The organism is Flavobacterium sp. N2038, assembly GCF_025947185.1.
GTDB lineage: Bacteria > Bacteroidota > Bacteroidia > Flavobacteriales > Flavobacteriaceae > Flavobacterium.
In genome coordinates, this window is record NZ_CP110001.1 from 4321942 (window position 1) to 4336994 (window position 15053).

12 protein-coding genes are annotated in these 15053 nt (G+C 33.8%); 6 read left to right on the top strand and 6 right to left on the bottom strand.

The window, feature by feature from the left end; translation table 11 throughout:
- Positions 1-93 precede the first annotated feature (93 nt).
- The 6 genes from gldN to topA all read right to left on the bottom strand — a co-directional run bounded on the left by gldN (position 94) and on the right by topA (position 8781).
- Complete coding sequence (gene gldN / locus OLM51_RS18865) at positions 94-1083, bottom strand: gliding motility protein GldN (protein ID WP_264552125.1); 990 nt, start codon at positions 1081-1083, stop codon at positions 94-96.
- Positions 1084-1127: 44 nt separating this feature from the next.
- Positions 1128-2666: a gliding motility protein GldM gene (gene gldM, locus OLM51_RS18870; RefSeq protein ID WP_264552126.1), complete on the bottom strand. Its 1539-nt coding sequence runs from the start codon at positions 2664-2666 to the stop codon at positions 1128-1130.
- Between the two features lie 52 nt (positions 2667-2718).
- Positions 2719-3366: a gliding motility protein GldL gene (gldL, locus tag OLM51_RS18875; protein ID WP_213254353.1), complete on the bottom strand. Its 648-nt coding sequence runs from the start codon at positions 3364-3366 to the stop codon at positions 2719-2721.
- A gap of 69 nt (positions 3367-3435) precedes the next feature.
- Positions 3436-4836, bottom strand: a complete 1401-nt coding sequence (gene gldK / locus OLM51_RS18880; RefSeq protein ID WP_264552127.1) for a gliding motility lipoprotein GldK — start codon at positions 4834-4836, stop codon at positions 3436-3438.
- Positions 4837-5098: 262 nt separating this feature from the next.
- Positions 5099-6250 carry a formimidoylglutamase gene (locus OLM51_RS18885; RefSeq protein WP_264552128.1) on the bottom strand — a complete coding sequence of 384 codons (1152 nt, stop codon included), beginning with the start codon at positions 6248-6250 and terminating at the stop codon, positions 5099-5101.
- 14 nt (positions 6251-6264) lie between these two features.
- A complete protein-coding gene (gene topA, locus OLM51_RS18890) occupies positions 6265-8781 on the bottom strand; it encodes a type I DNA topoisomerase (RefSeq protein ID WP_264552129.1) in 2517 nt (838 codons plus the stop codon).
- A gap of 361 nt (positions 8782-9142) precedes the next feature.
- On the opposite strand from topA, the gene miaB reads away from it, so the two are divergent.
- The 6 genes from miaB (at position 9143) to secG (ending at position 14992) form a co-directional block, all read left to right on the top strand.
- Positions 9143-10588, top strand: coding sequence for a tRNA (N6-isopentenyl adenosine(37)-C2)-methylthiotransferase MiaB (gene miaB, locus OLM51_RS18895; protein ID WP_264552130.1), 1446 nt, complete (start codon positions 9143-9145; stop codon positions 10586-10588).
- 85 nt (positions 10589-10673) lie between these two features.
- Complete coding sequence (locus OLM51_RS18900; protein ID WP_264552131.1) at positions 10674-11045, top strand: GxxExxY protein; 372 nt, start codon at positions 10674-10676, stop codon at positions 11043-11045.
- A gap of 117 nt (positions 11046-11162) precedes the next feature.
- Positions 11163-12419, top strand: a complete 1257-nt coding sequence (locus OLM51_RS18905; protein ID WP_264552132.1) for a sigma-54 interaction domain-containing protein — start codon at positions 11163-11165, stop codon at positions 12417-12419.
- 193 nt (positions 12420-12612) lie between these two features.
- Entirely contained in the window at positions 12613-13119 is a 507-nt protein-coding gene (locus OLM51_RS18910; RefSeq protein ID WP_264552133.1) for an LptE family protein, read from the top strand.
- A gap of 88 nt (positions 13120-13207) precedes the next feature.
- Positions 13208-14647 carry a tetratricopeptide repeat protein gene (locus tag OLM51_RS18915; protein WP_264552134.1) on the top strand — a complete coding sequence of 480 codons (1440 nt, stop codon included), beginning with the start codon at positions 13208-13210 and terminating at the stop codon, positions 14645-14647.
- A 3-nt stretch (positions 14648-14650) separates the two neighbouring features.
- Positions 14651-14992 carry a preprotein translocase subunit SecG gene (gene secG, locus OLM51_RS18920; RefSeq protein WP_213254370.1) on the top strand — a complete coding sequence of 114 codons (342 nt, stop codon included), beginning with the start codon at positions 14651-14653 and terminating at the stop codon, positions 14990-14992.
- The last annotated feature ends 61 nt before the right edge of the window (positions 14993-15053 follow it).

Below are 15053 nucleotides of genomic sequence, written 5' to 3' on the forward strand. Positions count from 1 at the left end.
GAATATTCCTATGATTTTTCAAAGATGGGCTTTCTCCAAAAAAAAACTCTTACTACAAAGGTAGTAAGAGTTTTCTAATAAAAATTTAGAAGTTTAGTAATTCCACATATCTTGTTCAAAATTACGGATCTTCTCTTTCACTCTTTCAGATTCTAACAACTGATTTTGTGCATTATCTTTCATGTATTCTTTGATCTCACGATCTCCGTACAAGTTTTCTTCTTTGTAAAGTACAGCATTAAAACGTCTTGAATTTAAGATCTGATCAAATGATATTGGAAGAGCAGAGTTACTATCATTAAAAGCTTTAGCTTCATGTAATGCCTCTCTTGCATTTGGGAAGAAAACCCAAAACAATTCAATATAATCTTTCTCGTCACTATTCATTGTATAAACGTCCGGAGTTACAGGACAAATACCTAGTAAACGGTATTTTAATTCACTTTGACGTTTATCAAAGTACCAGTACCCTTTTATTTTGTATTGTGTAACATCCTGAGCAGTCAAATCTTGCTTCAAGATATACTCTGAAGGAACTGTTCTTGTTGCTCCAACTGTTTCATCAACATAAGTAACAACTTTCTTTTTACCAGTACCTGTAACTACTTTTTTCTTCACAACGTGAGTTTTGTAGTCATCAGGATATTGATTAATAAGTTCTCTACCAGCATCAGTAGTATCTATACGAGATAATGATCCTTCGATGTCTTTCATAGATTTTTTAGTATTGAAGTAGCTATCGGTATAAACTTCTGTAATTTTACCTTTTTTGATAGCTTTCGTCAAAACGTCATAAAGTGAACGTCTATCAGGACCAATATTAGCTGTATCTATTGGAAAATACATTGGAAAGTTGATTTTTTCATTCAAATCAATAATTTCCCAAGTTGTTTTTCCCATCAAAACATCTCTATCATCAACATAACCGTAAGCTAAAGGCTTATCATTATCTGAGATAAGTTGTGCAGGAGTTTTAAGTCCAATCTGTGCAGGTGTTTTCGCATTAAGCAAATTAGATTGCGCATTAGAAGTTAGACCTCCAGCGATAGAAACAATAGCTATTAAAAAATTTCTTACTTTCATCGTGGTATTATTATAAGATATTGAACGTAGTGTTACCTACTTTATTATTGTATTTCATAAATTACCGGAGCAGTTCTAGGCAATAAATAACTACCAGCTCCAACAAGTTTTGTTTTAATTTCAGAAATAGTAACCTGATCTCCTCTTCCTGCTCTAGAAAGAACTGATTTACATTGTGCATTTAATCTGTTACCAGTAACAACAACTGTAGGTTGTCCAGCGATTTTCAAGTTAAATCCAACAACATCTAAACCAACTTCGAAATCAAAATCAAGTAATTTAGCACCAATAGTAGCAATTTCTAAGTTAGATTTAGGTCCTTTAACAACACCCATCTCACCTCTAATTGTTCCTGTTGGTCCAGGAATACCTTTAATTCTGAATGTTTTCTTATCTGTAACTTTATCTCCGTTTGGTAATGTACCAGTAACAGCAATTGTAGTTTCAGTACCTGAACCTGGGTTCATGTTATATTTTCCAGGCTTACCAGCAGAAGCTAATCCCGGAGCACTAGCAACAATTTTGTTTGCATCAACACCAGCAAATGAAACAGAGATTGGGTTAACAACACCTCTATAAACAACATTCATTTTATCAGCAGAAATAGTAGCTGAATTTGGTTTTGGTACTACAACGTAAGTTCCTTTAAATTTTAATGGGATATTTTTTCCATCCTCTAAGAATGTAAATTGTCCGTTGATATCTTGCTCTCCTACACCACCAGCAGTTAATGAGATAACAGCTTGTCCGTTAACGATTTGTCCAGGACCTTGGAAAGATGTTGGTTTAGTATTTTCGTCATAACGTCCTAAAACTACCTTACCAGTAACTTTTTCTCCCTGGAAGTAAGCATTTTTATCTAAAACAACGATAGCTTGATAGTTACTATAAGAAGCAGCAGCAACAGCAGCTTTTCCTAAAGCAGCACTGTAGACATCAGATTCTGCTTTTTGAACGTCATTTTGCCAAGCTGAAAGTTTAGCTAATGAAGCAACAGCTGGAAACCCTTTAAAGTGGTAAGCTAAATATTTATCTTTTAAACCTTCTTTATTCTTAACATCTGAAACATCAAATTTCTTTTCTACTTCAGCTAAAATTGCAGCATATTTTTTGTCAGCCAAAGCTGCTTTCATTGCTGCTTTATAGTTTTCGATTTTAGTAATAATTTCGTTTCCTTTAGCAGTATATCCTTCACCTGTAAACCAGTTGTCGATATTATCACCTTTGTCCATAGACTCGTAAGGCAATTTTCCTGTTTCTTTATCACTTTCAAATCCTTTTAAAACATCACCTTTTAAAGAACCGATGTATGCATAAAATTCTTTCGATGCAGTTTCAACTTTGTGAGCTGTTACAGCTGCAGTTGCGAATTCTCCTTTTGCCTCAGATGCTTTTTGATCTAAAGACATCAATAAACCAGCATTACTTTGTACTGAAGAAGTATTAGCGCTTTCAAATTTTTCATTCATTAATCCAAAAGCAGATAAAACTTCTTTGGACATATTCATTGCTAACATTGCGATGAAAACCAGATACATCAGGTTAATCATCTTCTGTCTAGGGGTTAATTTTCCTCCTGCCATTTTTTTCTAATTAGTTCTTATTAATAATTTTAATATAATAGTTAAAAACTAATTATCCTTTGTTACTCATTGCAGAAAGCATACCACCGTAAACGCTGTTTAAAGAAGCGATATTAGCAGTCATAGATTGCATTTGTTCTTTTAATTTAGAAGCATTTTCAGCGATTTCACTGTTTGCTTGTGCATTTCTAGAAGCACTTTCTAATTGAACTTTATATAAACTGTTTAATGATTCCATTTGTGCAGCAGCCATAGACATTTCTTCAGCATATTTCTTTTGTCCTGCAATAGAATCAACTGTTGGAGAAATTGCTTTTGCAGCTCCTTCGAAGTTTTTGATTGAATTTCCTAAGCTTGCCATTAATTCACCATCAATTTTAGCTTCTTTTAACATTGTGTCTAATTTTTGAGACAATAAACCTTGGGCATCAGTTGGAGTTTCAACTTTCTCAGTTTTTTTTCTAGCTTGTCCGTTAGCTAATTCTGGGTAAACAAGAGTCCAGTCTAATTCTTCATCAACTGGTTCAAAAGCAGAAAGTGCAAAAATTAACGCTTCTGTTACCAATCCAATAGAAAGCATCAATGTTCCTGTTAATGGTCCAATTTCAAAGTGAGTAATTTTGAATAATGCTCCAATAATTACTACTGCCGCTCCCATACCATAAGCGAAATTCATTGCTTTTTTACTTAATAATGCCATAATACTTTTTTTTAGGTTTTAATTTTAAAATAGATTCGATTTGGTTATTATATTTAATTTACTTATAAATTACTTTTTCTTTTTTCCACCAGTTACCTGAGTTCCCATGTAATCTTGTACAGTTCTGAAACCGATATAACTTCTGGCAGAATCAGCATATTCGTGATCACGAGTACTTACTTGTAGGAAGTAAGCAACGTCTTTCCAAGATCCGCCACGAACAACTTTTCTTTGATTGTTTCCGTCAATAACGTTAGGGTTCATTGTAGAAACATACTCATATGCATTTGGATTATAAGCTGAATCTGTCCATTCTGAAACGTTTCCTGCCATATTGTATAATCCGTATCCATTCACTTCGTATGATTTAGCTTCAACAGTGTACAAAGCTTCATCAGCTGCATAATCTCCTCTACTTGGTTTAAAGTTTGCCATAAAACAACCTCTGTCACTCTTAGTATAAGGACCTCCCCAAGGATAAGTTGCAGATTCCAGACCACCTCTTGCAGCATACTCCCATTCTGCCTCTGTTGGCAATCTGAAAGCATTTACTAAGTCACGTCCTTTTTTCTTAGATTTAATAAAACTGTTTTTGTATAAAGTTCTCCAAGCACAAAATGCTTTAGCTTGTTTCCAAGTAACACCAACTACAGGATAATCCCCATAAGCTTTATGCCAGAAATAATCATTGTGCATTGGCTCATTATATGAATAAGCAAAATCTTTAATCCAAACTGTAGTATCAGGATAAACACTTACTTGCTCTGTCTTAACAAAATCTTTTCTTTTTCCAACTTTTGCCTTAGCAGCAGCCTGAATGTCCATCCAAGAATAACGGAATTTCAATTTATTTACATCAATCGTTCTTAAACCGTTGTATGATTCTTCGATTGGTAAATACATAGAGTCCATTACCTCAGTATAATATTCATCCGGATAAGCTTTAGTATCTTTTACAAGCTTAACTTTTTTATTTAATTTTCTACCAGCATATGGATCATCTTTAGTCCCTACACTATAATAGTTATCATACATATACTTATCATATGCCGTCATTTTATCCGGCTCTGAATCATTAAATGCATAATCAGCAATACTACCGCCTTTTTTTCCTTTAGAATCTGCAGTCGCTTTTTGCCCTGTCTCATCAGCCAAAATTGCTAAACGAACTCTCATTGTAGAATCTTTTACCCACTCTACAAACTGACGATACTCACTATTCGTGATTTCAGTTTCATCCATGTAAAAGGAACGAACTGTTACGGTTTTTGTAGGAGCGTCCTCTACATTAGCTAAATCAGCATCCGATTTACCCATAATAAAAGATCCTCCTGGAACCAAGGTCATTCCATATGGCTTTTCAGGATGCCATTTCCCTCCTGTAACACCAACTAACTCACCTTTGTCACCTGATTTACCACAGCCAATTACCAGTGTTAACATTGCTGTAAATGCAATAAACTTCTTCATATAAATTTGGGATTATCTATTCATTGTTTAAGTCCGTAAACGTATTTATTATTTATCTAAAAAACAATACTACTTGCGAATTTTATTTTACCGTTCAAAAATAATGTTAAATAAAATAAAAAAAAAATATTTCATCGATAAACTAACTAAAAAAATCGACGTAAAGCGTTAATTTTTTTCATATATAGCTTATTTCTTACTAAAATTGTTAACTTAAATTTATTAAACTTTAAAAAATTAAGATTTTAATTAAAAAAATGCCTTATAAAGCATTTTTTCGCTGTGCTTTCCACCATCTTTCTGGCAATTCCTGATTGCATGCGCTCAAATATTCATCGTAAGAACACGGTAATAACGTATTTCTTTTCAATTTATTGTGACCACTTGATTCAAACGGAATTTCAATCCACCAACGATCTGTTTTATCACTTTTATAAAAAATAAGCTCCTCATCTTCTATCAAAACAATATACTTTAAGTAATTAATTCTACTGCCAAAAGGGTATTCTTTTGAACGATAATGATATCCTTCTATAAAATACCATATAATCTGAGCCATAATTACCGCCTCCGGCATAGTACTATTGTGATTAAAAACCCCAAAAGATGATACCTTATCACTGATACCGGCATATCTTGCCAAAGAACAAATCTCTTTTCCATTAAACCCATTCGGCTCAAAAGAAATCATATTCCCTGAAGCCGAAGACTTTACAGAATTTAAATCAATAGAGACTAAATCAGCATCTCTAAAAACCGGCTCTGCCAAAGCTATTTTATTTGAAATTTCTCCTAAACGATAAGCATCGAAGAATAATTTTTCAATCAAGTCAATCTCTTCCTGTGAGTTATAATAGGTTTGATACCCAATATTACAATAGTTAAACAGATTGTTTGGCTCATCTATGATAATATTTGTCAGATAAGAATTTGCAGAAATAGTTTCGTTTTCTTTACCAAAATCAAAGCGATTATCAACAGAAACCATGTTTACCATTTGCTCTAAATCATCATAAGCACGATATAAAGCATAGGTCAAATCCTGGGAACCTCCCACGACTATAGGAATGACTTTATTCTTAATTAAAGAAGAAACCACTTTCTTTACCGCAAAATATGTATCTTCTACAGAGTCACCCGCTAAAATGTCTCCCAAATCTGCAATTGAGGCATCCCAATTACCAGGAAACATTCCATAAAGCTTCTTACGAACAGCCGTAAGATTAACTTCATTTACCATATTGATGTTTCGTCTATCTTCTAAAACACCAATAATGGCAATATTTATTTTACTTATATCCGGAAATTGATCCTGAGTGTGTAAAACTATTTTACTACCCAATTCTTGTGAAGACAATGAACTGATAAATTTTACAATCCCTTCGTTAACTGGTTCTAGAAAATCAAATTCCATTTATAGTGCTTAAATTATTTCTTTTTAGCTGCTGGTTTTTTAGCCGGAGCTTTTTTTGCTGTTGTTGCTTTCTTTGCAGGCGCCTTTTTCGCAGGTGTTTTTTTCGCAATCATTTCCTGAACTTCTGCCAATGTTAGCTTTGTCGCATCAACATCTTTACTCAATTCAATCTTGATTTTGCCTTTGGTGATCACTGAGCGTCCCCAACGGGCTTTTTCTACCAAAATACCCTCGTCTTCCCAATTATGAAGAACTTTATCAATGTTTTTTTGCAATTTATCTTCAATTAACTCCTCAACATCAGCTTGCGATAAATTATCAAAATTGTATTTTTTGCTCACATTCACAAAAAGACCATTCCATTTAATAAAAGGACCAAAACGTCCTACACCTTTTTGAACAGGTTCTCCTTTATAAACAGCTATTGGCGCATCAGCAAGTGCTTTTTCGTCAATCAATTCCTGAGCTCTTTCTTTTGAAACTCCCAAAGGATCTTCTCCTCGGGGTAAAGAGATAAATACACTTCCGTGGCGCACATAAGGTCCATAACGACCGTTACTCACTTCCACTTCTTCCCCTTTATATTCCCCTAAATTTTTAGGCAACAAAAATAAGTTCAAAGCTTCTTCCAGTGTAATATTTCCAATATTCTGATCTGCCATTAAACTGGCAAACTTTTTATCTTCATCATCTGCTTCTCCAATTTGAGCCATTGGTCCAAATTTTCCTAAACGAACAGAAACTTGTCTTCCATCAGCATCTTTTCCTAAAATTCTTTCACCACTTTCGCGTTCAGCGTTTGCCTCAACTTCTTTTACATTTGGGTGAAATTTATCATAGAATTCCTGCATCATTTTTGCCCAGTCGATATTTCCTTCGGCAATTTCATCGAAATCCTGTTCTACCTTTGCAGTAAAATTGTAATCTAAAATGTTTCCAAAATTCTTAACTAAGAAATCCGTAACAATTGTTCCGATATCTGTTGGAACTAATTTTCCTTTATCAGAACCTGTGTTTTCTTTCAATACTTTCTCTCCTACTTTACTATTTTGCAAAGTAAGCTGAGTATAATTACGTTCCTGACCTTCCAGAGTTCCTTTCTCAACATAATTTCTATTGATGATTGTTGAAATAGTCGGAGCATAAGTTGACGGACGTCCAATTCCAAGCTCCTCTAGTTTTTTAACTAAAGACGCCTCAGTGTAACGTGCCGGTGGTCTTGAATATCGTTCTGTGGCTGTAATATAGTTATTTGCCAGTTTTTCATTTACTTTTAATGCCGGAAGCATTCCTTCTTGTTCCTCCTCGTCATCATCATGCCCTTCTAAGTAAACTTTCAAGAAACCTTCAAAAAGTAAAACTTCTCCGGAAGCTGTAAAAATTTCACTGTGATTATCTGCTTCAATCTTTACGTTTGTTCTTTCTAACTGCGCATCACTCATTTGCGAAGCCAAAGTTCTTTTCCAGATCAAATCGTACAAACGAGCCTGATCACGATCGATATTTACAGTATGACGTGACATATCTGTCGGACGAATTGCCTCGTGTGCTTCTTGCGCTCCTTTACTTTTAGTTGCAAAAGTTCTCGGTTTAGAAAATTCTTTTCCGTAAGATTTTATAATTTCAGCTTCGGCAGCGTCCATTGCATCTTTTGAAAGATTTACCGAGTCAGTTCTCATATAAGTAATAAGTCCCGCCTCGTACAAACGCTGTGCTAATTGCATTGTGATTCCAACTGGCAAGTATAATTTTCTTGCAGCCTCTTGTTGAAGTGTCGAAGTTGTAAAAGGTGCTGTTGGAGATTTTTTGGTAGGTTTGGTTTCTAAATCGGCTACCTTATATTTAGAACCGATGTTTTTATTTAAAAAATCTTCGGCTTCTTTTTTAGTGTTGAAGTTTTTCGGCAGTTTTGCTTTGAATACTTTTCCGGCTTCGTTTACAAATTCAGCAACAATTGAATACGTTGCTACTGCATTAAAGTTTTGAATCTCACGTTCTCTTTCAACAATCAAACGTACAGATACAGATTGGACACGACCAGCAGAAAGTCCGCCTTTGATTTTTCTCCATAACACCGGAGATAATTCGTACCCCACTAAACGGTCTAAAACTCTACGTGCCTGTTGTGCATTTACTAAATTATAATCTATTTCTCTTGGATTATCAATTGCTTTAAGAATCGCAGATTTAGTAATTTCATGAAAAACAATACGTTTAGTCTTTTTTGTATCCAGCTTTAATTCTTCCGCCAAGTGCCAGGAAATAGCCTCTCCCTCGCGGTCCTCATCGCTTGCTAACCAAACCATTTCGGCATTCTTAGATAGTGTTTTCAGTTTACTTACCAAAGCTTTTTTATCCGGAGAAACTTCATATTTAGGTTTAAAACCATTCTCTACATCTACTCCTATTTCCTTTGATGGTAAGTCGGCTATGTGACCATAACTTGACTCCACCTGAAAATCGTTTCCAAGAAATTTCTCGATCGTTTTCGCCTTTGCAGGTGACTCCACTATTACTAAATTCTTTGCCATTGCTCTATTTTTCTGCAACAAAAGTATTTATTTTTTTTAAATATTAACCTTATGAATGAATTTTTGAGTTATTTTAATATTATGTTTCTCAAAATTGCAGATTTATCTGTATTCTCACCTATTATATATATAGGTGTAATTTTTAAACTATTAAGACCGAGAAATTGCTTTTTACTTCCAATTTTAGATTTCAGATTTTAAAATCCAAATTAGGAGTTTAAATCCTACACCTTCTATATTTTTAAGAGAAACCTTCCTTGTTTTGCAATGCAAAATCCATAATTTAGAAATCAAAAATTCTTTTCTGCCATCTTGTCATATTAAGCGCAATTACCCTATCTTTGCACTTTGAAATTTTACAATGGAAAAGATTATTGAAGAAAGCAAACAGGGCGAAAGTCTTGTTTTAGAAAATAAACCAGAGAATACTAAAAAACTTTTTATAGAAAGTTACGGCTGTGCGATGAATTTTTCGGACAGCGAAGTCGTGGCTTCCATTTTGTCTGATGGTGGGTATAATACCACTTCAATTTTAGAAGAAGCTGATTTGGTTTTGGTGAACACCTGTTCTATTCGAGACAAAGCAGAACAAACAATTCGCAAACGTCTTGAAAAATACAACGCAGTAAAACGAACTAATCCGAAAATGAAAGTGGGCGTTTTGGGCTGTATGGCAGAACGTTTGAAAAGCCAGTTTTTGGAAGAAGAAAAAATAGTCGACCTTGTTGTTGGCCCTGATGCTTATAAAGATCTTCCGAATTTATTAGCAGAAGTTGAAGAAGGACGTGACGCAATCAATGTAATTTTATCAAAAGAAGAAACGTACGGAGATATTTCACCGGTTCGTTTGATGAGTAACGGAATCACAGCTTTGGTTTCGATTACTCGTGGCTGTGATAATATGTGCACCTTCTGCGTTGTTCCTTTTACACGCGGACGTGAACGCAGTCGTGAGCCACAAAGTATTATGACTGAAATTCAGGATCTTTGGAATAAAGGTTTTAAAGAAATTACACTTTTAGGTCAAAACGTTGATAGTTACCTTTGGTACGGAGGCGGATTGAAAAAGGATTTTGTAAATGCTTCTGAAATGCAAAAAGCAACTGCAGTTGATTTTGATCAATTACTTGAAATGGTTGCGGTTGGTTTTCCTAAAATGCGTATTCGATTTTCGACTTCTAACCCGCAGGATATGCACGAAAGTATTTTGCATGTTATTGCGAAATATCCAAATATCTGTAAACACATTCACTTGCCGGTTCAGTCTGGAAGCAATAGAATTTTAAAAGAAATGAATCGTCTGCACAGCCGCGAAGAATATATGGCTTTGATTGACAAAATCAGAGCGATTGTTCCAGATGCTTCAATTTCGCAAGATATGATTGCTGGTTTCCCAACTGAAACCGAAGAAGATCACCAAGATACAATGAGTTTAATGGAATATGTAAAATATAATTTCGGTTATATGTATTCGTATTCTGAACGCCCTGGAACTTTGGCTGGAAGAAAAATGGAAGATGATGTTGAAGAAGAAACTAAAGCACGAAGATTACAGGAAATTGTTGATTTACAGCAAAAACACGCTTGGTTTAGAAGTGAGGAATTTGTTGGAAAAACAGTTGAAGTCTTAGTAGAAAAAGTTTCTAAAAAATCCAAAGACGAATTCTCTGGAAGAAACTCTCAAAGTATTACGGTTGTTTTCCCGAAAGAAAATTATAAAATTGGAGATTTCGTAAACGTAAAAATCACAAGCTGTACAAGTGGAACATTAAAAGGTGAAGCTTTAGGGCTTAGTAGCATGAATTAATTTTTTTTGCCACAGATTAAAAGGATTGAAATGATTTTTTGCATTATTTTTCTTACTTTTAGGATTGTGATAAAAACAAATATTTATGCAACATTATAGAGAAGACGAAACATATAAGATTATTGGAATTTGTATGGAAGTACACCGAAATCTTGGGCCAGGTTTATTAGAAGTAGTCTATAAAGACGCTTTAGAATTAGAATTTAAAAACAATAATATTCCTTTCAAAAGAGAAAAAGAGTATTCAATTGAGTATAAAGGAACTATTTTACCTCATAAATTTTATGCCGATTTCATTATTAATGAAGATATTGTTTTAGAGGTAAAAGCAATAAAAGAATTTTCAAGTGAACATATTGCTCAGATTTTAAATTATATTAAATTATCGAATTCAGAGGTAGGATTACTTATTAATTTTCAAACAAAATCTCTACAATACAAAAGATATATTTTATAATTTAGGGAATCTGTGTTAATCACTTTAATCTGTGGCAAAAAAGTATAAGCCAAAAGTTTAAACGTTAAGGTCAAAGCATAAAACCTGAAACAAATAAAAACTTGAAACAAAATCTATATGGAAACAGTTCAAGCAATAAAACAGCGATTTGAGATTATTGGAAATGATCCGAAATTAAATCGCGCTATCGAAAAAGCCATTCAGGTTGCTCCAACTGATATTTCGGTTATGGTAACAGGAGAAAGTGGTGTTGGTAAAGAAAACATTCCTAGAATCATACACTCGCTTTCGCACAGAAAGCACGGAAAATATATTGCTGTAAACTGTGGAGCAATTCCGGAAGGAACTATTGACAGTGAACTTTTTGGACACGAAAAAGGTGCTTTTACAGGCGCAACAAGTACACGTGAAGGTTATTTTGAAGTAGCTGATGGCGGAACAATTTTCCTTGATGAAGTTGGTGAATTACCATTAACAACTCAGGTTAGACTACTTCGTGTTTTAGAAAACGGAGAATTTATTAAAGTAGGATCTTCGCAGGTTCAGAAAACCAATGTGAGAATTGTTGCAGCAACCAACGTGAACTTGTTTAATGCAATCGAAAAAGGAAAATTCCGTGAAGATTTGTATTATCGTTTAACCACGGTAGAAATTACATTACCACCTTTACGTGAGCGAAATGAGGACATTCATTTACTATTCAGAAAATTTGTTGCCGATTTTGCTCATAAATATAAAATGCCGCCTTTAAGACTAGATGACGATGCTGTTCAGCTTTTACAGAAATTCAGATGGAGTGGAAATATTCGTCAGCTTCGAAATGTTGCCGAGCAGATTTCTGTTTTAGAAACCAATCGCGATATTAGTCTGGCAACTTTACAATCTTACTTACCTGCTGAAGGAAGCAATCTGCCTTCTGTTATTAACGACACTAAAAAAGAAAGCGATTTTAGTACCGAAAGAGACATACTATATAAGGTGCTTTTTGATATGAAAAGCGATTTGAATGATTTGAAAAAACTGACTTTAGAACTCATGAAAAATGGTTCTTCAAAAGTGCAGGATATTAATCCAAATTTAATTCAGAAAATATACGGTTCTCAGGAAAATGACAGCGAAATTGATTTTGAAGAAGAACCAAGAACAGCTGTAATGACACCGACAACACGTGAAGAGAACTACCAGATGCAGGACGACAATTATTTGTTTGCCGAAACAATCGAGGAAGAAGAAATTTTACGTTTGGAACAAAAGGAAATCGAAATGATCAAAAAATCATTAGAAAAAAACAAAGGAAAACGTAAAGCTGCTGCAGATGAACTAGGGATCTCTGAAAGAACTTTATATCGAAAAATCAAGCAATTCGATTTATAAAAATAAAAAAATCCCAATATTTGAATTCCAAATTCCAATTTGGAGAAACATAAATTGCAAAAAAAATCCCAAATTGCTCCGCCAGTTCACTAGCGCTCCCGTCCAAATTAGTATATTTGAAAAAAAATAAATTCAAAGTCACAAAGATTGGAATTTGGAATTTTTAAAATTGAAATTTACTACTATAGATTTTATGAAAAAAATATATTCTTTACTTGCATTAATGTCTCTTTTCCTTTTAAGTAGTTGTGGTTATTACAACTTTACTGGAAGAACCGGGCAAATTGAAGCAAAAACTTTTCAGGTTAATTTCTTCCAGAATAATGCAGATTTAGTTGAACCTGGAATTGACAGAACTTTTACATTAGCGTTACAGGATTTAATTCAAAATCAGACCAATTTAAATTTAGTCAGCAACAGTGGAGACTTAGTTTACGAAGGTGAAATTGTAGATTACAGAATTACACCAATGACCGCTACTGCAGATCAACAGGCGGCTCAAAACCGCTTAACAATTAGAGTAGCTGTAAGATTCTCAAATAGAAAAAAAGAAACTGATAATTTTGAGAAAACTTTTGAGTTTTATAATGACTTTAAGGGAACTGATTTGCCAACAGGATCTGTTTTAAACTCTGCAATTCAAACTATCTTTGAGCGAATCACTCAGGATATTTTTAATGAATCATTAGCTAAATGGTAAAAGTGTTTATTTGTTAAATCGATTAAGTGTTTACTCGATTTTTACAGCAATTAAACAGTTAAACAAATAAACGATTAAACAAAAAATAATGAATGTAACGGATTATACATACCTAATAAACAACCCTGATACTGTAACAGAAAAACAGGCAGAAGCATTAGGTAGTGTTTTGAATGAATTTCCATATTTTCAGAGTGCACGCGCATTACGACTAAAAGGACTTTACAATCAAAACAGCTTTAAGTATAATTATGCCTTAAAAGTTACAGCTGCACATACAACAGATCGTTCTATTTTATTTGATTTTATTAGCTCAGAATCTTTTACCCCAATACAAGGTGAATATTATGAGCGTAAACTCAGAGAACTTTTAAACATTACGGTATTTGACAGTGAAATTGTCCTCGCTGAAGAAAAGAAAAAACCTGTTGAAGTTAGAATTGATCCAATTGAAAAGTCAATTTTAGATTCTATAAAAGAAGCAACAACTGTTACTTTTGAAGAGCCGGTTAAAATTGAAGAGAAATCAATTGAGTTCGTTGAAAAATCAACTTTAGATAGTATTCAGGAAACATCGACAATAACTGTCGAAGAAACGGTAAAAGCGCAAGAAAAAATAATTGAATCTATAATTGAAGAACCAGCTGCAGAAATCCTCGTTAAAGAAGAGACACTTATTATTAAGGAACCAAGCCGTACTTTCCTGGAAGACAGATTAGACGACGAAATTCCTAGTATTCGAATAGACCCAATTGAAGAATCAGTATTCAATGCAATTAAGGAGGCAGGAAATGTAGTTTTTGAAGAAGCTAAAGCTCCTGAAGAATCAACAGAAATTAAAGTTCCTGAAACCATAACTGTAGCTAAGGAAGTTGAAACTCCTGAAGAAATAAAAGAAATTGAAATTCAGGAAACAAAAACTTTTGAAGTACCTGGCGAAACTGAAATTCAGAAAACCATTTTAATTTCTGAAGAAACTGAGGCTGTCGAAAACCCTAAAGAAATTGAAATTTACGAAACAGTAAAAATAGCTGAAGAAAATTTAGAGATTGGAAAGCCTTTAGATTTTTCTGTATTCGAAAAACATTCTTTCCAGGAATGGCTGCAATTATCCAGAAATGAGCCTATTGACCGCACTGTTGAAGCTCCAATAGAAGAAGATTTTACAGAAAACCCAATTGAAAAAGCAGAAAAAACAATTGGAGTTGTTGAAAAAGTCGAAAAAGTTGAAGAAGAAAAAAAGAAAAAAGCTGAAATAATTGATCGTTTTATAGAAACAAATCCAAAAATTTCTCCAATAAAACAAACAGCAATTACAGCGGCAATTCAGCTTGACATCAATAAAGACGACAGTTCTTATTTAATGACAGAGACTTTAGCTCGAGTATATTTAGAGCAAAAAAAATATACAAAAGCAATTCAGGCATATGAAATATTAATTTTGAAATATCCAGAAAAAATTACTTTCTTTGCAGACCGCATATCGGATATAAAGATTTTACAACAAAATAACAATAACAATAATTAAGTAATGAGCACATTTTCAATTTTTTTAGTTTTAATCACAATAGTTTGTTTTCTATTGATCGTAGTTATTATGGTACAAAACCCTAAAGGAGGAGGATTATCTTCTACTATCAGCGGAACTCAAATGTTGGGTGGTGTACAAAAAACGACTGACTTTCTAGATAAAAGTACTTGGACACTAGCAACTATTTTAATTGTTTTAATTTTACTTTCAAGCTTAAGCTTCACAGGATCATTAAACGATACAGGATCTAAAATTATAGAAAAGACAGAAGCTCCTGCTGCAACTACACCAGCAGCACCAGCGCAAGGAACTCCTGCTCCGGCAACACCTGCAGCAAAATAATAATTTTGATATAAATTAAAATGCCAGCCTGTCAAAGCTGGCATTTTTTTTAAGAAATAAT